The following is a 23,083-nucleotide window of genomic DNA, read 5'->3' as shown; positions in this document are numbered from 1 at the left end:
GCAGAGCGCCGGCGGGCGCCGTGTCGGACGATGCGCTGCCGGCGCGCCGGCCGCGCTACGCGCTGACGATCCAGCCTTCGAGCGGGTCGATCGCGAGCGGCAGGCCGTGGTTCGGGCGCGTGCTGGCCCAGGCGGCCTGCATCAGGCAGAACACGGCGTCGAGCCGGTCGCCGCTGGCATCGGCGATCAGTTCCTCGCGCTGCGCGTGGGACAGGCGCAGCCGCAGGCCGAGGCGGGTGCGCCCCTGGTCGAGGGCGTCGACGGCATCGATCCGCGCAATCAGGCGGTCCGGAGTCTGCTTGGCGCGCGTGTCGCTCTTGTACGAGCGCATGCCGAGGAGTTCGCGCGCCAGCAGGCCGGGGTAGCCTTCGAGGGCGATGCGGTCGGTGTCGCCGGCGTGCAATCCCGGCAGGTGCACGCCGGCCTCGACCAGCAGCGGCACGCCCGCGTGCAGCATGAACGCGACCGGCGGGTTGACCCATTTCATCGACGGCGACGACCCCGCCGGCCCGTCCGACGCACGGTGCGCGAACTTGCCGCCGACGGGGCGAGCGTCGCAGAAGGCCTTGAAGGCCGTGCGGATCTCGTCGTGCGAGAGCGCCGCGTAGTGCGCGATCAGCGGCGCCCACTGCATCGGCCAACCGAGCGATGCCACCAGTTCGCGCGGCAGGCCGAAAGGGAGATCGAACACGCCGAGCCACGGCCCGGGCGTGCGCAGCCAATCCGAGAACCCGCCGAAATCGGCATGCCGCTCGATGCGGCCCAGGCGCACCACCCCGTTCGTCAGGTGGCCGAGCGCGACGACGATCGGCTTGGCCGGCGTCGGCCGGCTCGTGAAATCGATGCCGGCAAGCGGGTAGAGTCGATGCGCATCCATGCCCCCACTCTAACGAGAGCACCCCGATGGCCGACGCCGACAGCAGCAAACCACCTTCCCCCGCCACGCCGCCGGCCGAGCCGAAGGAGCGGCTCGTCACCACCGAGCACAAGCTGCAGGTGGGCAAGAAGACGCTCGAGTACACCGCCACCTGCGGCACCATCGTGCTGCGCGACTACACCCCGAACTACGACACCAAGGACGGCCAGCCCGCGAAGCCGGACAAGGCCACCGCCAGCTTCTTCTTCATCGCCTACACGCTGAAGACGAAGAAGCCGGACGATCTTTCGGCGCGACCCGTCACTTTCAGCTTCAACGGCGGCCCGGGTTCGAGCAGCGTGTGGCTGCACCTGGGGCTGCTCGGCCCGCAGCGCGTGGCCTGCGACGAATTCGGTCACGCGCCGCCGCCACCGTACGCGCTGGTCGACAACGAGCACACGCTGCTGACCGACAGCGACCTCGTGTTCATCGACCCGGTCGGCACCGGCCACTCGCGCATGGCCGAGGGCGAGAAGCCGAACGAGTTCCATGCCTACCAGCGCGATCTGGATTCGGTCGGCGAGTTCATCCGCCTGTACCTGACGCGCTACGGCCGCTGGGGCAGCCCCAAGTTCCTGATCGGCGAGAGCTACGGCACCACGCGCGCGGCCGGCCTGTCACTGCACCTGCAGGACAAGCACGACATCTTCCTCAACGGCGTGATGCTGGTCTCGCTGGCGATCGACATGCAGACGCTGAGCTTCGACGAAGGCAACGAGCTGCCGTATGCCTTGTTCCTGCCGACCTACGCGGCCACCGCGTGGTTCCACCAGGCGCTCGTCCCCGAGCTGCAGAAGCAAGCGCTCGCGGACGTGATCGCCGCGGCCGAGGCCTTCGCGCTCGGCGAGTACACCGCCGCGCTGATGCAGGGCGACCGACTGGCCGGCGCGGCACGCGACCGGATCGTGAGCCAGCTCGCACGCTTCACCGGCCTCGGCGCCGAGTACCTGCGGCAGTGCGACCTGCGCCCCGGCGAGTTCCGCTACTTCAAGCAGTTGCTGCGCCACCGCGGCCAGACGGTCGGCAGGCTCGACTCGCGCTTCATCGGACAGGACCGCGACGACGCCGGCGAGCACCCGGAGGTCGATCCGTTCATGAACGCGGTGCTCGGCGCCTACGCGGTCGGGATCAATCGCGTGCTGCGCGACACGCTCAAGTTCGAAGCCGATGCGCCCTACGTCGTGCACGCGCCGGTGTGGGACAAGTGGAGCTGGAAGGGCTTCGAGAACCGCTACGTCAACGTCGGCAGCAGCCTGCGCAAGGCGATGCAGGCGAACCCGCACCTGCGCCTCTACGTGGCCAGCGGCTACTACGACCTCGGCACACCGCACGCCGCCGGCGACTACACGATCAACCACCTCGGCCTGCGCGACGGGGCGCGCGAACGCGTGCAGATCAGCTACTTCGAGGCCGGGCACATGATGTACATCCACCAGCCGTCGCTGGTGCGGATGGCCAAGGAAGTGCGCGCCTTCGTCAAGGGATGAGCGCTCAACGCGCTGCCGGCGGCGGCGGACGCGTTGCACGCAGGCCATTGCAGGGGTCGGGCCGGTCCGGCGTGGCCGGCGTGGTGATCACGACGTCGTAGGCCGAGGTCGCGGGATCGCCCGGTTCCAGCAGCCCGATCGAAATGCTGCGCGCGCGGGCCGCCGTGCTCAGCCAGCGCGGCACACCGACATCGCGCCGCACATGGCCGTTGCCGGCGATCAGCACCGCACCCCGCGCGGCATGGGACTCCAGCAGCCGCGCCATGAACTGGTCGCGCGCCACCTGCGCGCCGACCATGCGCGCGGCCTGCGGCGCATCGATCATGCCGCAGTGGCTCTCGACGATCGCACGCGCCTGGGCTGCATCGATATCCGGCGGCACGCGCGGCTCGAAGCCGAGTGCCGGCAGGCCGTCCGTCAGCACGCGGCGCGCGTCGTTCCGCGAGACGTTCGCGGCGACGAGGGGCAGTCGGTACGCGATGGCCAGCGCGATGTAGGGCCGGTACAAGGGCCAGGACCAGCCCTGCATCGCGGCGGTCGCCGGCGTGGCGGCGGCGATCACGGACTCGGGCGTCGCGTCGGTACGCGCAAGCGCCCGGTCGAGGTCCGCTTGGCGCTCGCGGTCGAACTGCTCCATCAGCAACGCCGGTCGCGCCCCCGAGTTCAGCAGGTCGCGCAGCGCCCGCGCCCTCAACGCATGCTGCGCCGGGTTGTCGTGCACCTCGCCGAGCAGCACGAGCGGGCGCGAGCGAACCGCCGCAGACAATGCGTCGGCATCGCTCGCGGACGGATGCGCGCAGCCGCCGAGCAGCGTTGCGACCACGATCGACAGGAACCAGCGAATGGATGCGCCCATGACGCCGCAGTGTGCCCGGCTCGCGCGAACCGCGCCTGCACAGGGTCGCGCTACAGTGCGCCGATGAACCCCATCCTCGTCGACGTCCTGCGCGGCAACGCCATCGAATCCACCCACTGCGGCGCGCTCGCCGTGCTCGACGCCGACGGCGCGGTCGTCGCGTCCCTCGGCGACATCGAGCGGCCGATCTTTCCGCGCTCGGCGGTCAAGGTGCTGCAGGCGCTGCCGCTCGTCGCCAGCGGCGCGGCGGACCAGCTCGGCCTGGGCGACGACGAACTCGCGCTGGCGTGCGCCTCGCACGGCGGCGAGGAGATCCACGCGCAGACCGCCGCGCGCATGCTCGCGAAGGCCGGTCTCGACGCCAACGCGCTGGAATGCGGTGCGCACTGGCCGTACCACGAGGCGTCCGCGCGCACGCTGGCCGCACAAGGTCGTGAACCGAACGCACTGAACAACAACTGCTCGGGCAAGCATTCTGGTTTCCTGTGCCTGGCCTGCGCGCTCCACGGCGGCAAGCCCGATCTGCGGCAATTCGTGCGGGGCTACCTCAAGCCGGAGCACCCGGTCATGCGCGAAGTCACCGCAGCGCTGCAGGCGGCGACCAGCTACGACCTGTCGAACACGCCGCAAGGCACCGACGGCTGCTCGATCCCGACGTTCGCGATTCCGCTGCGGCACCTGGCCCACGCCTTCGCACGCGTCGGCACCGGCACCGGCCTGAACGCCGGGCACGCCGCCGCGGCCAGGCGGCTGCGCAGCGCGGTGGCGAGCGCGCCCTACCTGGTCGCGGGCCAGGGGCGCTTCGACACGCGCGTGATGGAGCGGCTCGGCGCGCGCGTGTTCTGCAAGGTCGGCGCGGAAGGGGTGTTCTGCGCCGCACTGCCGGAGCGCGGACTCGGTGTTGCGATCAAGATCGACGACGGCAACAACGCGCGCGCCGCCGAGGTCGTGATGGCGGCGGTGATCGAGGCGTTCGTGACGCTCGACGACGGCGACGCGACCTTCATGCGGTCCCTGAGCGACGCCGAGATGCGGAACTGGAACGGCATCGAGGTGGGACGTCTGGTGGCGACGCCGATCCTGCGTTCACTGCGGCGCTGAGCGCCCCGGGCCGCTGGCGAGCAGCGCCTCCAGCGTCTGCAAGGTATCGGCCTCGTGCAGTGGCTTGTCGTCGCGGATGCGCAGCATGCGCGGAAAACGCACTGCAATGCCGCTCTTGTGGCGCGCGCTGCGGTTGATGCCCTCGAAGCCGAGCTCGAACACCAGCGTCGGCTTGACACTGCGCACCGGGCCGAACTTCTCGAGCGTGTGGGCACGGATCACCTTGTCGACGCGCTTGAACTCCTCGTCGGTCAGGCCCGAATAGGCCTTCGCGAACGCGACGAGTTGCAGCGCGCCGTCCTGCGCCGGCACGCGCGCGGCGATCGCGTCGATCACCGCCTGCGCCTCGGCCGCGTCCGCCGGCGTGCGGTTCCAGACCGCGAAGGTGTAGTCGGTGTAGACGCTCGCGCGGCGGCCGTGGCCGGCCTGCGCGTAGATCAGCACCGCATCGACGCTGAGCGGATCGATCTTCCATTTCCACCAGGTGCCGTCGGCCTTCGTGCGGCCGGTGCCGTAGGTGGCGGCGCGGTGCTTGAGCATGAACCCCTCGACGCCGCGCTCGCGCGACGATCCGCGCAGCGCCGCGAGCTCCGCCCAGGTGGCGCGCGTCTCGAGCGGCGACAGCTGCATTCCGGCGATGGCGCCGACCACCGCCTCCAGCAAAGGGCGGCGCACCGACTGCGGTTGTGAACGCTGGTCGACACCGGCGCATTCGAGCACGTCGTAGGCGATGAAACCGGCGGGCGCGTCGGCCAGCACGCGCTTGGTCAATGTCTTGCGGCCGATGCGTTGCTGCAGCAGGTTGAACGTGGCGGGCGCATCGTCCTTCCAGACGACGATTTCGCCGTCGAGCACAGTGCCGTCAGCCAGTTGCGCGGCGACGGCAGCGATCTCGGGGAAGCGCTCGGTCACGAGTTCTTCCCCGCGCGACCAGATCCAGACCTGGCCGGCGCGCTTGACGATCTGCGCGCGGATGCCGTCGTATTTCCATTCGACGAACCAGTCGGCCGGCGCACCGAGCTTGGCGTCGAAGCCGTCCAGCGGCGCGTCCAGCTGGTGCGCGAGAAAGAACGGATACGGCTGACCCGCATCGGCCGGACCGCCGGTACCGGCCGCGAGCAACGCCGTGTAGCGGGCCGGATCGGGCATCTGCCGCGCATCGGTGTAGCCCATCATCCGCTGCGCGACGATCTTGGCATCGAGCCCGCCGACGGCAGCGAGTGCGCGCTGCACCAGCAGCTTGCTCACGCCGACACGGAAGCCGCCGCCGATCAGCTTGGTCAGCAGGAAGCGCTCCGCCGTGTCGAGCTCGTCCCAGTAACGCGTGATGCGCTCGGCCTGCTCGATCGGCCCAAGGCCGCGCAGCGGCAGCAGGCGTTGCTCGACCCATTCGGCCAGGCCGATGTCGCTCGGATGGGTCGGCGGCGGGAGCACATGGGCGATGGTCTCGGCCAGGTCGCCGACGGCCTGGTACGCCTCCTCGAACAGCCAGGGTTCGATGCCGGCGCGCTTGCAGGCCAGCGCACGCAGCAAGGCCGTGGGCACCACTTGGCGCGGCTTGCCACCCGCCAGGAAGTAGACCGCCCAGGCCGCGTCGGCCGGCGGTGTGGTGGCGAAGTAGCGCTGCAGCGCATCCACCTTCGCACTCGTCGCGGTGGTCGCGTCGAGGTCGTTGAACAGGCGGGCGAACGCTTTCAATGGCGACGCCGCAGGCGCCGGGCTGCCTGCGCCAGGTCACGGACGACGGGCCAGCGGTCGTACCAGCGCAGGTCGTGGATGTCGGTACGGGACGGGCGCTGGTCGCCCAGTTGGGGCGTCGCGACCCAGGTCCGGAGTTCCGGATGCGCGGCCCGCAGCCAGCTGTACGCACCGTCCACGTGCATCGGGCCGCCGCGCGGGTCGCCGGCGGGCCGGCCGAGCATCGCCTCGAGGTACTCCGCGGCAATGCCGATCCACGGCGCGGACAGGCCCACGAAATGGGTGGTGCCGATCACGTCCGTCGGGGCCACCTGCTGGATCGGCGCGTCCAGCGGCAGCGCACGGTCAAGCCGGTAGCCACCGTAGAACATGCCCCAGGGCTGGTCCTGCAACGCGCGCAATGCGGTCTCGATCGCGGCGAGACCCGCGGGAGAGAAGTCCAGGTCGTCCTCGAGGATCAGGATTCGCTCGCAACCCTCGGCGGCCGCGGCCTTCAGGGCGCCCAGGTGGCTGCCGAAGCAGCCGCGCGCGCCGATCGACGGGAAATCGCCCGGCGAGGCGGGACGCAGGGCCGGAAAGAGGCTCACCGGCGCCCGATCGAGCGACAAGCCGACGCGCTCCAGTTGGGTCTGCATCTCGATCCGGCGGTCGCTGCGGGACGCGAGATTGATCACGTAGATGCGGTCAAAACTGGTCAACGGGTTCATGCGATGGGCGATCGGAAGTGGAACGGGCGCGTCGATTGTCATCCGGCCAGGGAGGTGGCCGTCGCGCTGCACGTGGTGCACGTCATGCAGCCCATCACGCGCCGACGGTGGTCATCGATTCCGCCACCTCCTCCTTCTCATCGCCGTACTCCGTGCTGAACGCGCCCGCTTCCAGGCCCTGCTCGGTCAGCCAGCGCACCATCACGCTCTCGTAGCCGTGGGTGACGATGACGCGCTGCGCGCCGGTCGCGCCGATCGCGCGCTGCAAGCCGGGCCAGTCGGCGTGGTCGCTGAGCACGAAGCCGCGGTCGACCGCGCGCCGGCGGCGGGCGCCGCGCAGCTGCATCCAGCCGCTCGCGAACGCGTCGCTGGCGTCGCCGAAGCGGCGTGCCCAGGTCGAGTTCTGCACCGACGGCGGCGCGATCACCAGGGCGCGCCTGAGCTCGCTCTTGTCGATCACCTCGGTGACGAGCCGGGTCGGCGGCAGCGCCACGCCCGCGGCGCGGTAGGCCCGATTCAGCGGGTCCACGGCCCCGTGGACGACGATCGGCCCGATCGACGGATCGACGCCGGCCAGGATGCGCTGCGCCTTGCCGAAGCTGTAGCCCATCAGCAGGCTGGGGCGGCCGGCCGCCGCATTGGCGGCCCACCAGCGGTCGATGTCGGCAAAGAGCTCGCGCTGCGGTGCCCAGCGGTAGATCGGCAGGCCGAAGGTGCTTTCGGTGATGAAGCAGTCGCAGCGCACCGGCTCGAACGGCGCGCAGGTCGCGTTGCCCTCGGCCGGATCGTCATCCGCGCCGGCGACGAAGTAGTCGCCCGACGCGACCCACACCCGCCCGCGGTGCTCGAGCCGCACCTGGGCCGAGCCGAGCACGTGGCCGGCCGGGTGCAGCGAGACGCGCACGCCGAAGTGGTCGACGGCTTCGCCATAGGCGAGCGTCTGCAGGTCGATCTCGCCGAGCCGTGCGCGCAGCACGCCCTCGCCCGGCGCGGCCGCGAGGTAGCGCGTGTGCCCCATGCGGGCGTGATCGGCATGGGCGTGGGTGATGACCGCGCGCCCGACCGGCCGCCACGGGTCGATGTAGAAGTCGCCCGGCGGACAGTACAGCCCTTCCGGGCGCAGCACCACGAGGTCGTCGACGAAGCTCATGCGGCATGGTAGCGATCGAGGTATGCCGCCGGGCGGGTGAGCCGCGTCCGGCGGCAATCGCCTACGATCGCGAGCGGCGCGCTCCGACGCGCGCAGCACCGCATCCCTATGACCACCTCCACCGCACCGACCGCCTCATTGGACGCCTCACCGGACCTCACCCGCTCGCGTTTCGACGACGCGATGTCGACGCCGCAGATCCTGTTCAGCTTCCGCGGCCGGGTGCCGCGCAAGGTGTTCTGGCTCTACGGCGTGCTCGGGCCGCTGCTGGTGTCGGTGATGCTCGAGATGCTGCTCGGCATCGTCGGCGTCTCGGAGCGGCGCGCCGAGGCGCTGACGACGGCCCTGCTGATCTGGCCGTTCACGGCGGTCAGCGTCAAGCGCTGGCACGACCGCGACCATTCGGGCTGGTGGGTGCTGGTCTACCTGATCCCGGTGATCGGCTGGATCTGGACGCTCGTCGCGAACGGTCTGTTGCGCGGCACGCGCGGCGCCAACCGTTTCGGCGCCGACCTGACCGCTGCCTTCTAGTAACGTTTGCCCGAGACGAACAGCACCACCCGCATCGCCGCGTAGGCCAGCCAGGTCAGACCGCGCGAGACGACCGACCAGCGCGTGATCGCGTCGGGAGCGACGCGACGGCCCTGGGCGATCGCGTCCATCAGGTGGCCGCGCAGCTCGGCGGCGAACGCATCGTCGCGCACGAAGACGTTGGCCTCGCGGGCCAGCAGCAGGCTCAGGGGATCGAGGTTCGACGAGCCCACGGTCGCGAGCGCCCCGCCGGCGGCGTCCATCACCGCGACCTTGGCGTGAAGGAAGCTGGCCTCGTATTCGATGATCTCGATGCCCGCGTCGAGCATCATCGCGTAGACCGCGCGACTGGCGTGGTACTGCATGAAGTACTCGTAACGGCCCTGCAGCAGCAGCGTGATGCGCACCCCGCGCCGCGCGGCGCGAAGCAGCGCGCGCTGCAACTGCACGCCGGGAATGAAATAGGCGTTGGCGATCAGGATTTCGGTCTGCGCCAGGCCGATCGCGAGCCGGTAGTTGCCCTCGATGCTGCGCCGGAAGCGGACGTTGTCGCGCAGCACCAGCGCGGCCAGCGCGCCTTCGCCCGGCGGCTGCGGCAGTGCATTCTCGTCGTCGACATCGCTGTTCAAGTGCTCGTCCGCCAGGTCGGTTCCGGCGTCGGCGGCCGCGATGACCGCCTGGAATGCGGCGGCGAAGTCCTGCTGCTCGGCCTCGCGCGCGACCTGCAGGCGCGCCCACAGGCGCTTCATGGTCTCGTGCATGTCCTCGACCAGGGGGCCCTCGACGCGCACCGAGAAGTCGAAGCGCGGCTGGTCGAGCGCGCCATGGTTGGGATCGTGGAAATCGTCCAGCAGGTTGATGCCGCCGCAGAAGCCGACACGCCCGTCGACCACGCACAGCTTGCGGTGCAGGCGCCGCCAGCGCTTGGGCAGCAGCAGTCGCCAGCCCCGCGCCGGATTGAAGATGCGCCAGTGCACCCGCGCCGCCTTCCAGCGCTGCTGCCACTCGGGCGGAATGTCGCCGGTGCCGACGCCATCGGCGACGACGTGCACGCGCACGCCGCGCAGCGCCGCCGCTTCGAGCGCCTCGGCGATCGGCACGACGCCGTACGCGAACTCGAACATGTAGGTCTCGAGCAGCACCTCCGCGCGCGCCGCGGCGATCGCCTCGCACATCGCGGGGAACAGCGCCCCACCCCCCTTCAGCAGCGTCAGCCGGTGTGCCGGCCGCAGCGCGCGGGCACGGGTCGACGCGGTCATTCGAGCGCCAGTTCGGCGATCAGCGGCAAGTGGTCCGACATGCGTGCCCAGGACACGCCGCGCGGCACCGACGTGGACAGGCACTTGAGCCCGCGCACGTAGATGCGGTCCATCGAGAACACCGGCAGGCGCGACGGGAAGGTGTTGTAGCGCGCCGGCGGGTCGCCGGGCACGCCGGCGCGGTGCAGGCCGAACGCGCGCATCGGAGCGTCCAGCTTGGCGCCCCAGTCGTTGAAATCGCCGGCGACGATCAGCAGCTCGTCTTTCGGCACCTCGGCCTCGATGAATCGGGCCAGGCGCTCGACCTGGCGCACGCGGCTCGAGTGGATCAGCCCGAAGTGCGCGACGATCGCGTGCACCAGCACGCCGTTCCAGTGCACCGGCACGTGCAGCAGCCCGCGCTGCTCGAAGCGGTGGTCGGAGACGTCGTGGTGACCGATGTCGCCGAGCGGCCAGCGCGACAGCAGCGCATTGCCGTGCTCACCGTGGGTCGTGGTGGCGTTGGTGCGGTAGGCGACTTCATAGCCCTCCGGCGCGAGGTAGTCCGCCTGCGGCATGCGCGGCCAGCCGATCACGGTGTCAGGGAACTTCCTGGCTTCGGCGCGGTTCAGGAAGCGCACTTCCTGCAGGAACACCAGGTCGGTGTCGAGCGCCTCGATGCCCAGCGCCAGGTTGTGGATCTCGAGCCGCTTGCGCGGCCCGACGCCGCGCACGCCCTTGTGGATGTTGTAGGTGGCCACCCGCAGCACGTGGCTCGGGTGGAGGGTGCTCGGGGCGTGGCTGGCAACGGGCGGTCGAAGCATCATCGTCCAGCCAGTCGCGGCAGTTGCAGGATCGCCTCGGCGTTCGAGGCCGAAAAGCACTTGTCGGCCGCGTCGCGCCAGGGCAGCCAGACCAGCGCGGTGTGCTCGCGCGGGCTGAGGACGACGGGCACGTCGCGCGGCACGCGCAGCCCGAAGACGTGTTCGGTGTTGTGGGTCACGCCGGGAGCATAGCGGTGCCGCCACACCGGATAGATCTCGTAGACATTGCGCAGCTGCCAGTCGCGCAGGTTCGCGAGCGGCACGGCCGGCGAACCGATCGCGATACCCGTCTCCTCCAGCACCTCGCGCCGCGCGGTGAGCTCGTTCGGCTCGTCCAGCGCGTCCTTCGAGCCGGTCACGCTCTGCCAGAAGCCGGGCTTGTCCGCCCGCTCGATCAGCAGCACGTCGAGCTCGGCGGTGTGGATGACCACGAGCACGGATTCGGGGATCTTGGGCGGTGGGGCTGTCACGGCGTGGCGGTTCGATCGCGCAAGAAAAAGGGCGCGGAATATCCGCGCCCGTCGATTCTGCATCAGCGTGCGAATCGCCGCTTCAGCTGCCCGCGGCCTGAACGTTGCGCAGCCGGATGTGCAGCTCGCGCAGCTGCTTCTCGTCGACCGCGCTGGGCGCGTTGGTCAGCAGGTCCTGTGCGCGCTGGGTCTTCGGGAACGCGATCACGTCGCGCAGCGATTCGGCGCCGGTCATCAGCATCACGAACCGGTCCAGGCCGATCGCGATGCCGCCGTGCGGCGGCGCGCCGTACTGCAGCGCGTCGAGCAGGAAGCCAAACTTCAGCTGCGCTTCCTCGGCGTCGATCTTCAGCGCCCGGAACACCTTGCTCTGCACCTCCTCGCGGTGGATACGGACCGAGCCGCCGCCGAGCTCGATGCCGTTGAGCACCACGTCGTAGGCCTTCGAGATCGCTGCGCCCGGGTTGGTCTCGAGCAGGTCCTCGTGGCCGTCCTTCGGCGACGTGAACGGGTGGTGCACCGCGCTCCAGCGCTGCGCGCCGTCGTCGTACTCGAACATCGGGAAGTCCACGACCCACAGCGGCTCCCACGCGCCTTGCGCGAGCTGCCGCGCCTTGCCGAAGTCGCTGTGGCCGACCTTGACGCGCAGCGCGCCGATCGCGTCGTTGACGACCTTGGCCTTGTCGGCGCCGAAGAACAGCAGGTCGCCGTCCTTCGCGTCGGTGCGCTTCAGGATCTCGGTCAGCGCCGCGTCGTGCAGGTTCTTGACGACCGGCGACTGCAGGCCCTCGCGGCCCTTCGCGACGTCGTTGACCTTGATCCACGCCAGGCCCTTGGCACCGTAGATCTTGACGAACTCGGTGTACGCGTCGATCTCGCTGCGGCTCATCTCGGCCCCCCCCGGGATGCGCAGCGCGACGACGCGGCCGCCGTCCATCAGCGCCGGGCCGGAGAAGACCTTGAAGTCCACGTCCTTCATCACGTCGGTGAGTTCGGTGAACTCGAGCTTGACGCGCAGGTCGGGCTTGTCGGAGCCGTAGCGGTGCATCGCATCGGCGTACTTCATCACCGGGAACGCCGGCAACTCGACGCCGATCGCGTGCTTGAAGGTGCTGCGGATCATGCCCTCGAACATCGTGCGGATCTCTTCCTCGGTCAGGAACGAGGTCTCGATGTCGATCTGCGTGAACTCGGGCTGGCGGTCGGCGCGCAGGTCCTCGTCGCGGAAGCACTTGGTGATCTGGTAGTAGCGGTCGAAGCCCGCGACCATCAGCAGCTGCTTGAACAACTGCGGCGACTGCGGCAGCGCGAAGAACATGCCGTCGTGGACGCGGCTCGGTACCAGGTAGTCGCGCGCGCCCTCGGGCGTGCTCTTGGTCAGCATCGGCGTCTCGATGTCGATGAAGCCGTTCGCGTCCAGGAACTTGCGCACTTCCATCGCGACGCGGTAGCGCAGCATCATGTTGCGCTGCATCGGCGGGCGGCGCAGGTCGAGCACGCGGTGCGTGAGCCGCGTCGTTTCCGACAGGTTGTCGTCGTCGAGCTGGAACGGTGGCGTGATGCTGGGGTTCAGTACCTCGATCTCCAGGCACAGCACCTCGATCTTGCCGCTGGTGATGTTGGCGTTGACCGTGCCATCCGGGCGCGCACGCACCTTGCCGATGATCTTCAGGCAGAACTCGTTGCGCACCTCTTCGGCGATCGCGAACATCGCGGCGCGGTCGGGGTCGCAGACGACCTGGACGAGACCTTCGCGGTCGCGCAGGTCGATGAAGATCACGCCGCCATGGTCGCGGCGGCGATGCGCCCAGCCCATCAGGGTCACGGTCTGGCCCATCAGCGCTTCGCTGACCAGGCCGCAGTATGTCGTTCTCATCGGATCACTCCTCTGCTTTCGGCAGATTGATTGGGCAGCGTCACGCGGTACACAGCGCGGCGCTCGGTTCGAGGGCTCTGCGGCGCAGCAGGCCGCGCCTTGGGCTGAGCGGATGCCGGCCGCCCAGCCGGGTCAATTTCGGGCCGGCTGCGCCACGGCAATGGCCGGCGCCGGCGGCACGTGCAGCGGCGGCGCCACCACGCCCATCGAGATCACGTACTTGAGCGCCTCGTCGACGCTCATCTGCAGCACGACCACGTCGGAGCGCGGCACCATCAGGAAGAAGCCCGAGGTCGGGTTGGGCGTCGTCGGCACGTAGACGCTGAGGTATTCGCCGGGCAGGTGCAGCGCGGCCTCGCCGCCCGGGCGGCCGGTGACGAACGCGATGGTCCAGCTGCCGCTGCGCGGGTACTGCACCAGCACCGCCTCGCGGAACGCGTTGCCGCTGCTCGAGAACAGCGTGTCCGACACCTGCTTGACCGAGCTGTAGATCGACTTGACGATCGGGATCTTGCTGAGCACGCGGCTGCCCTGTCGCAGCCACCACTGGCCGACGATGTTGGTTGCGAACACGCCGGTGATCAGCAGGCCGGTCAGCATCACGATCACGCCCAGGCCCGGGATCTTCAGCAGCAGGTCGATCGCCGGCTCGGCGGCGGCCGGCAGCACCGCCTTGCCGGCATTGAGGAACCAGCTGAACACACCGTCGAGCAGGCCGAGCGCGGCCTGCAGCACCCAGATCGTGATGGCCAGCGGCAGCCAGACGAGCAGCCCGGCGATGAGGTATTTCTTCACGGCGATTCCCGGTCGGCACGCGCCGTCACTTGCTGCTGGGCGGCGCGGCCGGCGTGGGCGCGGGCGCCGGGGCGGGCGCGGCTTCGGCCTTGGCGGGTGCGGCGGCCGGCGCGGCGTCGCCGCCGGCCGGCGTGGCCGGCTTCGCGGATTCACCATCGCCGCCGGCGGCCGGCGCGGCACCCTTGTCGCCGCCACGGAAATCGGTCACGTACCAGCCCGAGCCCTTCAGCTGGAAGCCCGCCGCGGTCACCTGCTTGACGAAGGTCGAGGCCCCGCACGCCGGACAGACCGTGAGGACCGGGTCGGACATCTTCTGCAGGACATCCTTCGCGTGCCCGCAGGTGCTGCAGCGATAGGCATAGATCGGCATGGCCAAGCCCTTGATCTGAAAAGAAAAAATGGGACGGAAAACCCAGAATTATACGTCGCGGCCCGCGGCGGGCCCGGCCCCGGCCGCCACGCTCAGCGCCAGTGGAGCCAGAGTTGCGACGCCAGCACGCCCAGCGCCCCGCCGGCCAGCACGCAGACGATGCCGTAGAGCATCCGCCGGGTGCGCCGCTGCTCGATCAGCAGCGCCTCGAGCAGGCGCTGCTCGACCGCGGCGCGCGGCTGCAGCGCCTGGTGGATCAGCCGCGGCAACTCGGGCAGCAGCTGGACGTAGCGCGGCGCCTCCTTCTTCAGCCCCTCGACGAACCCGGCCCAGCCGATCTGCTGGTTCATCCACTGTTCGAGGAATGGCTTGGCGGTGTTCCAAAGGTCGAGCTCCGGATCGAGCTGGCGGCCCAGGCCCTCGACGTTCAGCAGCGTCTTCTGCAGCAGCACGAGCTGCGGTTGGATTTCGACGTTGAAACGGCGCGAGGTCTGGAACAGCCGCAGCAATACCTGCCCGAGCGAGATGTCCTTCAGCGGCCGGTCGAAGTGCGGCTCGCAGACGGCGCGGATCGCGCCCTCCAGCTCGTCAACGCGCGTGGTCGGCGGCACCCAGCCGGACTCGACGTGCAATTCGGCCACGCGCTTGTAGTCGCGCTGGAAGAACGCGATGAAGTTCTGCGCGAGGTAGTCCTTGTCGAACTCCGTCAGCGTCCCGACGATGCCGAAGTCCAGCGCGATGTAGCGCCCGAAGCTTTCCGGCGCGACCGAGACCTGGATGTTGCCCGGGTGCATGTCGGCATGGAAGAAGCCGTCGCGGAACACCTGGGTGAAGAAGATCGTGACGCCGTCGCGGGCGAGTTTCGGGATGTCGACGCCGGCATCGCGCAGGCGCTGCACCTGGCTGATCGGCAGGCCGTTCATGCGCTCCATCACGATCACGCCCTGGGTGCAGAACTCCCAGACCATCTCGGGCACCAGGATCAGGTTCAGGTCCTGCATGTTGCGGCGCAGCTGCGCGGCATTGGCGGCTTCGCGGACCAGGTCGAGCTCGTCGTGCAGGTAGTTGTCGAACTCGGCGACGACCTCGCGCGGCTTCAGGCGCTTGCCGTCGGCCGACGCCCGCTCGACCCAGCGCGCCAGCGTGCGCATCAGCGACAGATCGTCGTCGATCACCGCGAGCATGCCCGGGCGCAGCACCTTGACCGCGACCTCGCGTCCGTCCTTGAGCTGCGCGAAATGCACCTGTGCGATCGAGGCGCTGGCGACCGGCTCGGCGTCGAAACGCGCGAACACCGCGTCGATCGGCCGACCGAAGGCCTGCTCGACCAGCACGCGCGCCTGTTCGGCCGGGAACGGCGGCACGTCGTCCTGCAGCTTCGCGAGTTCGTCCGCCAGGTCGGCCGGGAGCAGGTCGCGCCGCGTCGACAGCACCTGGCCGAACTTGACGAAGATCGGCCCGAGGCGCTCGAGCGCGAGCCGCAGGCGCACGCCGCGCGGCGCGTCGAGCTGGCGGCCGACCGTCATCACGCGCACCAGCAGCCGCACCCAGCGCTGGCGGAAGCTCGACAGCGCGAGCTCGTCCAGCCCGTAGCGCAGCACCGTGACGCAGATGACCAGGAGCCGTGCGAGGTGCCTCAACGCAGCCCCGCGTCCAAGGCGCCGCCGCGTCGAGCCGCGACGGAACCGCGGGCCGGCACTGGGACCGGGCCGCTCATGCGCGCGTCACCAGGCCGCCGAGGGTGCGCACCGCCTCGCGAACGCCGGCCGCCACGCCGCCGGCCACCCGGCCCAGCTCGCGCGCCGGCGCTGCGCCGATCACGCGCGCCAGGTCGTCCTGCACGTCCCAGCGCAGGTTGTCGAACAGCCAGTTCAGGTCGTTGGCGAACGCGGCGTCGCCCGACACCTCGACCTTCGGACGCGCCCCGCCGATCGCCTGCACCAGCGCCAGGGCCGGATTGGACGCGTCGATCGCGACCTGCAGAGCCGGCTCGCCGCTCTGCGACTCGCCGCACCACTCGATCAGACCGGCCGGCGTGACGCGGAACATCAGTGCCGGCCAGGCCGGCAGCAACGTCGGCCAGCCCTCGAAGTGAAACTGCATGCAACGCCCCGCATGGGCGCGCAGCCGCTCGGTGGCGACCGCTTCGGAGGCGATCACATGGTTCGCGACCAAGGTCAGCCGCTCGATCGAAGCCTGTCCGAGGGCTGAATACATAGTGTGAAACATGCACGGATTGTAGGCACGGTGACTTCGGGCTCCCCCGGTTCACAGGCCAGAACGGGCGCGGTTTTTGATGGAGAATCGCCCGTCACGTTGCCGGCCCGGCGCGTAGGAAGGCACGCAGCATGCTTGGTTGGCGTGCCGGCTGCCGCAACGCAAGGGGCTGTCGACGCGATCTTGCCGCACGACGTGCAGCGTCGCCGTCGCTCCAGCCGGACGGTGGGCGGACCTCAGAACCCATGTTTGAAGACCGAACCTACAAGAGAACTTTCTACAGCGCGCCGCAGTCCGTGACGTCGTTCGTGGCTGCGTTCCTGGAACCCAGCATCACCGTGCTGACGTTCCTGATCGCGACGCTCTATGCCGATGAACTGATCGACCGCCCCGCGCTGACGCTGTGCCTGCTTGTGTTCGCGCTGACGTTCCCGGGCCGCAACCGCTTCCGCGACAACCTGATCGCCGCCGGCGTCGACATCCTCTCGTCCTGGGTCATGTTGCTGGGCATCCTGGCGCTGTGCGGCTATGCGACCCGCAGCCTGCACTACTTCGAGAACAGCGTGCTGCTGAACTGGGCGGTCGTCACGCCGGTGCTGCAATGGTTCGCGGTCTGGATCGGCAAGCTGATCGTGCAGCGCCTGTCCGCGCGGCCCGAGGCCAGGCGCTCGGCGATCATCGTCGGTGGCGGCGCGCTGGGCGTGAAGGTGGCCAAGGCGCTGACCGAGAGCGCCGATTACGGCGTCGACTTCGTCGGCTTCTTCGACGACCGGACCGACGATCGCCTGCACGAAGAGGCCAGCGTCAAGCGCCTGGGCGGCCTGAAGGACGTGGCGGCCTACGCCACCGAGCACAACGTGCGCGAGGTCTACATCACCTTGCCGCTCGGCTCGCAACCGCGCATCGTCGAGCTGCTCGAGGAGGTGCAGGGCACGACCGCGTCGCTGTTCTTCGTGCCCGACGTGTTCGGCATCAGCATCATCCAGGGCCGGCTGCAGGACATGAACGGCGTGCCGGTCGTGGGCATATGCGAGACGCCCTTCACCGGCACGAACGAACTGGTCAAGCGCATCAGCGACGTCGTGATCGGCTCGATCATCCTGATCCTGATCTCGCCCATCCTGCTGGCGATCGCGATCGGCGTGAAGCTCAGTTCGCCCGGCCCGGCCATCTTCAAGCAGCGCCGCAACGGGCTGGACGGCGGCGAGATCGTGGTCTACAAGTTCCGCTCGATGCGCTCCCAGGACAACGGCCCGGTCGTGCGCCAGGCGACCAAGGACGACCCGCGCATCACCCGGTTCGRKGCGTTCATCCGGCGCACCTCGCTCGACGAGCTGCCGCAGTTCATCAACGTGCTGCAGGGGCGGATGAGCATCGTCGGACCGCGCCCGCATGCCGTCGCCCACAACGAGCAGTACCGCCAGCTGATCAAGGCCTACATGGTCCGCCACAAGGTCAAGCCCGGCATCACCGGCTGGGCCCAGGTCAATGGTCACCGTGGCGAGACCGACACGATCGAGAAGATGCAGGCCCGGGTCGAATACGATCTGGAGTACCTGCGCAACTGGTCGCTGGGGCTGGATCTGCAGATCATCGTGCGCACGATCCGGCTGCTGTTCTTCGACCGGCATGCCTACTGAGCGATTGCCCAGGCTGCCGCCCCGCGACCCGACCCGGGCCGATCGATTGCCGTCCATGTCCGCCACCGGAGACCCATCCATGCAACCTTACAAGGCCACCCTGCACCGCGTCACCTGTGTCTCGGCCGCGGCCGCGCTGCTGCTCGCCGGTGCTTCCGTCGCCCGGGCCGACGAGCCGAGCCCGTGGTACCTGGGCGTGAGCCAGGGGTTCACGCACGACTCGAACGTCTACCGCTTCGACGGCAGCCCGTCCGACAACTATTCGACAACCAGCCTGCTCGGCGGCTTCGACCAGCAGATCAGCCGCCAGCGCGTGCATGCGAACGCTCGGGTGGGCTACAACAAGTACCAGAACGAAACGCGGCTCAACAACACCAGCTACGCGCTCAGCGGCGGCTGGGACTGGGCGACGCTCGAGAAGCTCTCCGGCAGCTTCAACGTCAGCGCGAGCCAGAGCCTGGCCCAGTTCAACGGCAACCAGATTCTGCAGATTGACGGCGCGCTACTGCCTCCAGCCAACGAGAAGAACGTGCTGAAGGCTGAACAGTTCAGTGCGGACATCCGCTGGGGCGGCGACGGCCTGCTGTCCCTCTTCGGCAACTACTCACACGGCCGTTCGCGCTATTCGGGCTACCAGTCGCTGGTCTCCAACGCGACGACCGACAGCGGCAGCGTCGGCTTCAACTACCGGATCGGCGGCCTCACAACCGTCGGTATGGCGCTGCGAACGACGCGCACCGATCTTCCCTTTGGGATCGCGCCCTTCATTCCAGTCGGCACCCCTCCTCAACAGGTGCTCGCCACGCTGCAAAACAAGGACCTCTACGGCCCCGACCGCAGCACCAGCAACAACCTCGACCTGCTGGCCGACTGGCGCTACAGCGCGCAGACGAGCGTCAAGGCGCGCCTGAGCTATTCGCGCGTCACGTACGACAACAGCAACCGCGATTTCTCCGGCCTGACCGGCGCGCTCGACGCCACCTACGCACCGACCGCCAAGCTCGCCTTCAACGCATCGATCAGCCGGGACGCCGGCTCCAACACCACGTCGGCGACCTACTTCGATCCGGCCACCGGTCAGCAGAACACCTTCCAGACCGGCAGCAACCAGACCAGCGACACGCTGGTCTTCGGCGCCAACTACGCCGCGACCGCGAAGACGAACTTCTACGCCAACACGACGTACCGCCGCGGCAACAACAACAATTCGTCGTCGAGCGACCACTTCCGCACCGCCTCGATCGGCGTGAACTACGTGCCCGCCCGCGCTTGGCAACTCGGCTGCAACCTCGCTCACGAAGCTCGCAGCGCCGGCGCCTATTCGTACGACGCCAACGTCATCGGCTGCAACGCCCAGTTCACCTTGCGATGAACGACGCGCGCATCCTGCTGACGGGCGCCACCGGGTTCATCGGCTCCCACACCTGGCTGAGCCTGCTGGCCAGTGGCTTCCGTGTGGTCGGCATCGACGACTTCTCGAACAGCGCCCCGCAGGTGCTGGACCGCCTGCAGACCCTGAGCGGCAGTGCCCCGATGTTCGAGCGGATGGACGTGCGCGACGCCGGTGCGCTGGACGCGCTGTTCGCGCGCGAGCGCATCGACGCCGTCGTGCACTTCGCGGCCTACAAGGCGGTCGGCGAAAGTACCGCAAAGCCGCTGGCGTATTACGCCAACAACATCGGCGGGCTGCTGACCCTGAGCGATACGATGGCGCGCTACGGCTGCAAGCGGCTGGTGTTCAGCTCCAGCGCCACGGTCTACGGCAAGCCCGAATCGCTGCCGATCCGCGAGGACGCGCCGCTGGCCGCGATGAACCCGTACGGCGCCACCAAGCTGATGGGCGAGGACATCCTGCGCGACGTCGGCCGCGCCGACCCGGCCTGGGCGATCGCGCTGCTGCGCTACTTCAACCCGGTCGGCGCGCACGAGAGCGGCCTGATCGGCGAAGACCCGCGCGGCGCGCCGAACAACCTGATGCCTTATGTCACCCAGGTGGCGGTCGGCAAGCGTGCGCGCCTGCAGGTGTTCGGCAACGACTACGCCACGCCGGACGGCACCGGCGTGCGCGACTACATCCATGTGCAGGACGTCGCCGCCGGCCACGTCGAGGCGTTGCGCCACCTGCTCGGCAGCGGCGAGTCGATCACCGCCAACCTCGGCACGGGGCGCGGCCACAGCGTGCTGGAAGTGGTGCGCGCGTTCGAACGGGCGAGCGGCGTCAGCGTGCCGTGCGAGTTCGTCGCGCGCCGTCCCGGCGACGTCGATGCCAGCTACGCCGATGTCAGCCTGGCGAGCCGCGTGCTCGGCTGGACCGCGCAGCGCGATCTCGACACCATGTGCGCTGACAGCTGGCGCTGGCAGCGCATGAACCCCAACGGACTGGCGGGCTGAGCCGTCCCTGAAGCAACGATCACGACGATGACCCCCATTTCCGTTCAACCCGTCATCATGGCCGGCGGCAGCGGCACGCGGCTGTGGCCGCTGTCGCGCGCGCAGCACCCCAAGCAGTTCCTGGTGCTGCAGGGCAACCAGAGCCTGTTCCAGCAGGCGGTGCGCCGCCTCGCCTCGCTCGACGCCCCCGACATCGCGGTGGCCGCGCCCTGCATCGTCGGCAACGAGGAACACCGCTTCCTGGTGCTCGACCAGCTGCGCGAGCTGGCGCTGCCGCCCGCGACCGTGCTGCTCGAGCCGATGGGCCGCAACACCGCGCCGGCGATGACGCTGGCGGCGCTGCAGGCGCAGGAAGGCGGCCACGATCCGGTGCTCGTCGTCACGGCGGCCGACCACGCGTACACCGACGAGTCGGCGTTCACCGCCGCGCTGCAGCGCGCCGTGCGCGCCGCGGCCGATGGCGCCGTCGTGACGCTCGGCATCGACCCGACCGGCCCGGAGACGGGGTTCGGCTACCTGCGCTGCATTGGCGGTACGGGCGCCGAGCTCACTGTCGCGCAGTTCGTCGAGAAGCCCGACCTGGCGACCGCGCAGCGCTACCTGGCGGAAGGCGGCTATTTCTGGAACAGCGGCAATTTCGTCGTGCGCGCGTCGGTCTGGCTGGCCGCGCTGCAACGCTTCCGGCCTGACATCCTCGACGCGACCCGTGCCGCGTGGACCGGCCGCAGCGTCGATGCCAGCTTCGTGCGCCCCGACCGCGCCGCCTTCGCCGCGATCCCCAGCGAGTCGGTCGACTACGCAGTGATGGAGCGCTGCCCGGAGTCGCCCGAGTTCGAGATCCGCATGGTGCCGATGAACGCCGGCTGGTCCGACCTCGGCGCCTGGGACGCCGTGTGGGAGGTCAGCCCGAAGGACAGTGCCGGCAACGCGAGCCACGGCGATTCACTGGTCAGCGACAGCCGCAACACGCTCGTGCATGCGACCAGCCGGCTGGTCGGCGTGGTCGGGCTCGACAACGTGATCGTCGTCGAGACGCCCGATGCGGTGCTCGTGGCCGACCGGTCGCGCAGCCAGGACGTGAAGGCCATCGTCGGCCGCCTGCAGGGCGCCGGCCGCACCGAGCACACGCTGCACCGCCAGGTGCACCGGCCCTGGGGCTGGTACGACAGCATCGATTCCGGCGCGCGCTTCCAGGTCAAGCGCATCATGGTCAAGCCGGGCGCGAGCCTGAGCCTGCAGATGCACCACCACCGCGCGGAGCACTGGATCGTCGTGTCCGGCACCGCGGAGGTGACGAACGGCGACCAGGTCATCCTGCTGAGCGAGAACCAGAGCACCTACATCCCGCTGGGCACGACCCACCGGCTCGCCAACCCGGGCAAGGTGCCGCTCGAGATCATCGAGGTGCAATCGGGCAGCTACCTGGGCGAAGACGACATCGTGCGCTTCGAGGACACCTACGGCCGCGCGCTGTAGTCACGCCTGCTCATCCATGACCACCTCCGCGCCCGGCTCTCCCGTCGTTGCCGTCATCGGCCTGGGGTACGTCGGCCTGCCGCTGGTGGTCGAGTTCGGCAAGCACCTGCGCACCATCGGCTTCGACGTGCTGGCCGACAAGGTCGCGACGTGCCGCAGCGGCCGCGACCCCTCGCGCGAGATTCCTGACGAGGCCATGGCACTCGCGCTGCACGCCGAATACAGCGACGACCCGGCCGTCCTGCGCGATGCCGATTTCGTGCTGATCGCGGTACCCACGCCGGTCGACGCCGCGCACATCCCCGACTTCGGCCCCCTGATTGGCGCGAGCCGCAGCCTCGGCCCCCACCTGAAGCGCGGTGCGACCGTCGTCTACGAGTCGACCGTCTATCCCGGCGCGACCGAGGAGATCTGCATTCCCGTGCTCGAGCAGACGTCCGGCCTGCGATGGAAGCGCGACTTCTTCGTCGGCTACAGCCCCGAGCGCATTAACCCGGGCGACCGCGAGCACATGCTCACGAACGTCCTGAAGGTGGTCGCGGGCGACACGCCAGCGACGCTCGAGCGCGTCGCGCAACTGTACGAACGCGTCGTCGAGCCCGGCGTGCACCGGTGTTCCAGCATCAAGACCGCCGAGGCGTGCAAGGTGATCGAGAACACCCAGCGCGACCTGAACATCGCGCTGATGAACGAGCTGGCGATCATCTTCGAGCGCATCGGCATCGACACCAGCGAGGTGCTCGAAGCCGCCGGCACCAAGTGGAACTTCCTGAAGTTCAAGCCCGGCCTCGTCGGCGGGCATTGCATCGGCGTCGACCCGTACTACCTGACCCACAAGGCCGAGATGCTCGGCTACCACCCGCAGGTGATCCTGGCCGGGCGGCGCATCAACGACGGCATGGGCAAGTACATCGCCGAGCAGACGATCAAGCAGATGATCGCCAACGGGAGCCCCGTCAAGGGCGCCAGGGTCAACGTGCTCGGCCTGACATTCAAGGAAGACTGTGCGGACCTGCGCAACAGCAAGGTCGTCGACATCGTCGCCGAGTTGCGCAGCTACGGCGTGCAGGTGTTCGTGCACGACCCGCAGGCCGACGCGGCCGAAGCGCTGCATGAATACGGGCTCGAACTCTCGGCCTGGGACGATCTGCCGCGCGCCGACGCGATCGTCGCCGCGGTAGCGCACCGCGCCTACCGCGCGCTGCAGTGCGACCAGATCGTCGCGAAGGCCGCGCCGCAGGCCTGCTTCATCGACGTCAAGGCCGGCTTCGACGCCGCTGCGCTGCGCAGCGCGGGCCTGACGGTGTGGCGGCTGTGATGCGCCCCCTCTTCAACCTTTT

Annotated in this window: 21 protein-coding genes; 8 read left to right on the top strand and 13 right to left on the bottom strand. The window is 69.4% G+C overall.

Going from position 1 to position 23,083, the window contains the following annotated elements:
• Window positions 1–55 precede the first annotated feature (55 nt).
• Entirely contained in the window at window positions 56–877 is an 822-nt protein-coding gene (locus tag ASC76_RS02285; RefSeq protein ID WP_056461768.1) for a hypothetical protein, read from the bottom strand.
• A 26-nt stretch (window positions 878–903) separates the two neighbouring features.
• Here ASC76_RS02285 and ASC76_RS02280 point away from each other — a divergent pair, with 26 nt between their 5' ends.
• The gene (locus ASC76_RS02280; RefSeq protein ID WP_056461765.1) at window positions 904–2,403 is read left to right on the top strand and encodes a S10 family peptidase; all 1,500 of its coding nucleotides are present in this window, start codon (window positions 904–906) and stop codon (window positions 2,401–2,403) included.
• A gap of 4 nt (window positions 2,404–2,407) precedes the next feature.
• Here the strand turns inward: ASC76_RS02280 and ASC76_RS02275 are convergent, their stop codons facing one another.
• Window positions 2,408–3,259 carry a ChaN family lipoprotein gene (locus ASC76_RS02275; protein WP_056461762.1) on the bottom strand — a complete coding sequence of 284 codons (852 nt, stop codon included), beginning with the start codon at window positions 3,257–3,259 and terminating at the stop codon, window positions 2,408–2,410.
• A 63-nt stretch (window positions 3,260–3,322) separates the two neighbouring features.
• Here ASC76_RS02275 and ASC76_RS02270 point away from each other — a divergent pair, with 63 nt between their 5' ends.
• Entirely contained in the window at window positions 3,323–4,360 is a 1,038-nt protein-coding gene (locus ASC76_RS02270) for an asparaginase (RefSeq protein WP_056461759.1), read from the top strand.
• Here the strand turns inward: ASC76_RS02270 and ASC76_RS02265 are convergent.
• The 3 genes from ASC76_RS02265 to ASC76_RS02255 all read right to left on the bottom strand — a co-directional run bounded on the left by ASC76_RS02265 (window position 4,346) and on the right by ASC76_RS02255 (window position 7,915).
• The gene (locus tag ASC76_RS02265) at window positions 4,346–6,058 is read right to left on the bottom strand and encodes an ATP-dependent DNA ligase (RefSeq protein WP_056461756.1); all 1,713 of its coding nucleotides are present in this window, start codon (window positions 6,056–6,058) and stop codon (window positions 4,346–4,348) included. The genes ASC76_RS02270 and ASC76_RS02265 overlap by 15 nt on opposite strands.
• Window positions 6,055–6,765: a glycosyltransferase family 25 protein gene (locus ASC76_RS02260; RefSeq protein ID WP_056461753.1), complete on the bottom strand. Its 711-nt coding sequence runs from the start codon at window positions 6,763–6,765 to the stop codon at window positions 6,055–6,057. Before ASC76_RS02260 ends, ASC76_RS02265 begins: the two co-directional genes overlap by 4 nt.
• Before the next feature lie 94 nt (window positions 6,766–6,859).
• Window positions 6,860–7,915 (bottom strand): ligase-associated DNA damage response exonuclease, encoded by a 1,056-nt coding sequence (locus ASC76_RS02255; RefSeq protein ID WP_056461750.1) that lies wholly within the window; start codon window positions 7,913–7,915, stop codon window positions 6,860–6,862.
• A gap of 108 nt (window positions 7,916–8,023) precedes the next feature.
• Between ASC76_RS02255 and ASC76_RS02250 the strand changes: the two genes are divergently transcribed.
• The gene (locus ASC76_RS02250) at window positions 8,024–8,446 is read left to right on the top strand and encodes a DUF805 domain-containing protein (protein ID WP_082548647.1); all 423 of its coding nucleotides are present in this window, start codon (window positions 8,024–8,026) and stop codon (window positions 8,444–8,446) included.
• Here the strand turns inward: ASC76_RS02250 and clsB are convergent.
• From clsB to ASC76_RS02210, 8 genes are all read right to left on the bottom strand, one after another.
• Window positions 8,443–9,705 carry a cardiolipin synthase ClsB gene (gene clsB / locus ASC76_RS02245; protein WP_056461747.1) on the bottom strand — a complete coding sequence of 421 codons (1,263 nt, stop codon included), beginning with the start codon at window positions 9,703–9,705 and terminating at the stop codon, window positions 8,443–8,445. The two genes, ASC76_RS02250 and clsB, sit on opposite strands and share 4 nt — an antisense overlap.
• Entirely contained in the window at window positions 9,702–10,511 is an 810-nt protein-coding gene (locus ASC76_RS02240; protein ID WP_235580312.1) for an endonuclease/exonuclease/phosphatase family protein, read from the bottom strand. The genes clsB and ASC76_RS02240 overlap by 4 nt, the downstream gene beginning before the upstream one ends.
• Window positions 10,508–10,978 (bottom strand): dihydroneopterin triphosphate diphosphatase, encoded by a 471-nt coding sequence (nudB, locus tag ASC76_RS02235; protein WP_056461744.1) that lies wholly within the window; start codon window positions 10,976–10,978, stop codon window positions 10,508–10,510. The genes ASC76_RS02240 and nudB overlap by 4 nt, the downstream gene beginning before the upstream one ends.
• 82 nt (window positions 10,979–11,060) lie before the next feature.
• Window positions 11,061–12,854: an aspartate--tRNA ligase gene (aspS, locus tag ASC76_RS02230; protein ID WP_056461742.1), complete on the bottom strand. Its 1,794-nt coding sequence runs from the start codon at window positions 12,852–12,854 to the stop codon at window positions 11,061–11,063.
• A gap of 132 nt (window positions 12,855–12,986) precedes the next feature.
• Window positions 12,987–13,649, bottom strand: a complete 663-nt coding sequence (locus ASC76_RS02225; RefSeq protein ID WP_082548644.1) for a DUF502 domain-containing protein — start codon at window positions 13,647–13,649, stop codon at window positions 12,987–12,989.
• A 25-nt stretch (window positions 13,650–13,674) separates the two neighbouring features.
• Complete coding sequence (locus tag ASC76_RS02220) at window positions 13,675–14,019, bottom strand: FmdB family zinc ribbon protein (RefSeq protein WP_056461739.1); 345 nt, start codon at window positions 14,017–14,019, stop codon at window positions 13,675–13,677.
• Window positions 14,020–14,111: 92 nt separating this feature from the next.
• Entirely contained in the window at window positions 14,112–15,659 is a 1,548-nt protein-coding gene (ubiB, locus tag ASC76_RS02215; protein ID WP_056461735.1) for a ubiquinone biosynthesis regulatory protein kinase UbiB, read from the bottom strand.
• Between the two features lie 73 nt (window positions 15,660–15,732).
• Window positions 15,733–16,248, bottom strand: a complete 516-nt coding sequence (locus ASC76_RS02210) for a hypothetical protein (protein ID WP_056461732.1) — start codon at window positions 16,246–16,248, stop codon at window positions 15,733–15,735.
• A gap of 233 nt (window positions 16,249–16,481) precedes the next feature.
• On the opposite strand from ASC76_RS02210, the gene ASC76_RS02205 reads away from it, so the two are divergent.
• The 5 genes from ASC76_RS02205 to ASC76_RS02185 all read left to right on the top strand — a co-directional run bounded on the left by ASC76_RS02205 (window position 16,482) and on the right by ASC76_RS02185 (window position 23,061).
• Entirely contained in the window at window positions 16,482–17,876 is a 1,395-nt protein-coding gene (locus ASC76_RS02205; protein ID WP_082548643.1) for an undecaprenyl-phosphate glucose phosphotransferase, read from the top strand.
• A 79-nt stretch (window positions 17,877–17,955) separates the two neighbouring features.
• Window positions 17,956–19,248: a hypothetical protein gene (locus tag ASC76_RS02200; RefSeq protein ID WP_056461729.1), complete on the top strand. Its 1,293-nt coding sequence runs from the start codon at window positions 17,956–17,958 to the stop codon at window positions 19,246–19,248.
• The gene (gene galE / locus ASC76_RS02195; RefSeq protein ID WP_056461726.1) at window positions 19,245–20,267 is read left to right on the top strand and encodes a UDP-glucose 4-epimerase GalE; all 1,023 of its coding nucleotides are present in this window, start codon (window positions 19,245–19,247) and stop codon (window positions 20,265–20,267) included. Before ASC76_RS02200 ends, galE begins: the two co-directional genes overlap by 4 nt.
• Window positions 20,268–20,294: 27 nt before the next feature.
• On the top strand, window positions 20,295–21,743 hold the full coding sequence (locus ASC76_RS02190; protein WP_235580311.1) for a mannose-1-phosphate guanylyltransferase/mannose-6-phosphate isomerase: 1,449 nt from the start codon (window positions 20,295–20,297) through the stop codon (window positions 21,741–21,743).
• 16 nt (window positions 21,744–21,759) lie between these two features.
• On the top strand, window positions 21,760–23,061 hold the full coding sequence (locus ASC76_RS02185) for a nucleotide sugar dehydrogenase (protein ID WP_056461719.1): 1,302 nt from the start codon (window positions 21,760–21,762) through the stop codon (window positions 23,059–23,061).
• The last annotated feature ends 22 nt before the right edge of the window (window positions 23,062–23,083 follow it).

Source organism: Rhizobacter sp. Root404 (genome assembly GCF_001425865.1).
Lineage (GTDB): Bacteria > Pseudomonadota > Gammaproteobacteria > Burkholderiales > Burkholderiaceae_C > LMDS01.
The sequence above is the reverse complement of the archived record's forward strand: the minus strand, read 5'-3'. Positions and strand labels throughout refer to the sequence as shown.

Coding starts and splice junctions, on each gene's coding strand:
- ASC76_RS02285 (WP_056461768.1), bottom strand. CDS start 877: ATGGATGCGCATCGACTCTACCCGCTTGCCGGCATCGATTTCACGAGC.
- ASC76_RS02280 (WP_056461765.1), top strand. CDS start 904: ATGGCCGACGCCGACAGCAGCAAACCACCTTCCCCCGCCACGCCGCCG.
- ASC76_RS02275 (WP_056461762.1), bottom strand. CDS start 3,259: ATGGGCGCATCCATTCGCTGGTTCCTGTCGATCGTGGTCGCAACGCTG.
- ASC76_RS02270 (WP_056461759.1), top strand. CDS start 3,323: ATGAACCCCATCCTCGTCGACGTCCTGCGCGGCAACGCCATCGAATCC.
- ASC76_RS02260 (WP_056461753.1), bottom strand. CDS start 6,765: ATGAACCCGTTGACCAGTTTTGACCGCATCTACGTGATCAATCTCGCG.
- ASC76_RS02255 (WP_056461750.1), bottom strand. CDS start 7,915: ATGAGCTTCGTCGACGACCTCGTGGTGCTGCGCCCGGAAGGGCTGTAC.
- ASC76_RS02250 (WP_082548647.1), top strand. CDS start 8,024: ATGACCACCTCCACCGCACCGACCGCCTCATTGGACGCCTCACCGGAC.
- clsB (WP_056461747.1), bottom strand. CDS start 9,705: ATGACCGCGTCGACCCGTGCCCGCGCGCTGCGGCCGGCACACCGGCTG.
- ASC76_RS02240 (WP_235580312.1), bottom strand. CDS start 10,511: ATGATGCTTCGACCGCCCGTTGCCAGCCACGCCCCGAGCACCCTCCAC.
- aspS (WP_056461742.1), bottom strand. CDS start 12,854: ATGAGAACGACATACTGCGGCCTGGTCAGCGAAGCGCTGATGGGCCAG.
- ASC76_RS02220 (WP_056461739.1), bottom strand. CDS start 14,019: ATGCCGATCTATGCCTATCGCTGCAGCACCTGCGGGCACGCGAAGGAT.
- ASC76_RS02210 (WP_056461732.1), bottom strand. CDS start 16,248: ATGTTTCACACTATGTATTCAGCCCTCGGACAGGCTTCGATCGAGCGG.
- ASC76_RS02200 (WP_056461729.1), top strand. CDS start 17,956: ATGCAACCTTACAAGGCCACCCTGCACCGCGTCACCTGTGTCTCGGCC.
- galE (WP_056461726.1), top strand. CDS start 19,245: ATGAACGACGCGCGCATCCTGCTGACGGGCGCCACCGGGTTCATCGGC.
- ASC76_RS02190 (WP_235580311.1), top strand. CDS start 20,295: ATGACCCCCATTTCCGTTCAACCCGTCATCATGGCCGGCGGCAGCGGC.
- ASC76_RS02185 (WP_056461719.1), top strand. CDS start 21,760: ATGACCACCTCCGCGCCCGGCTCTCCCGTCGTTGCCGTCATCGGCCTG.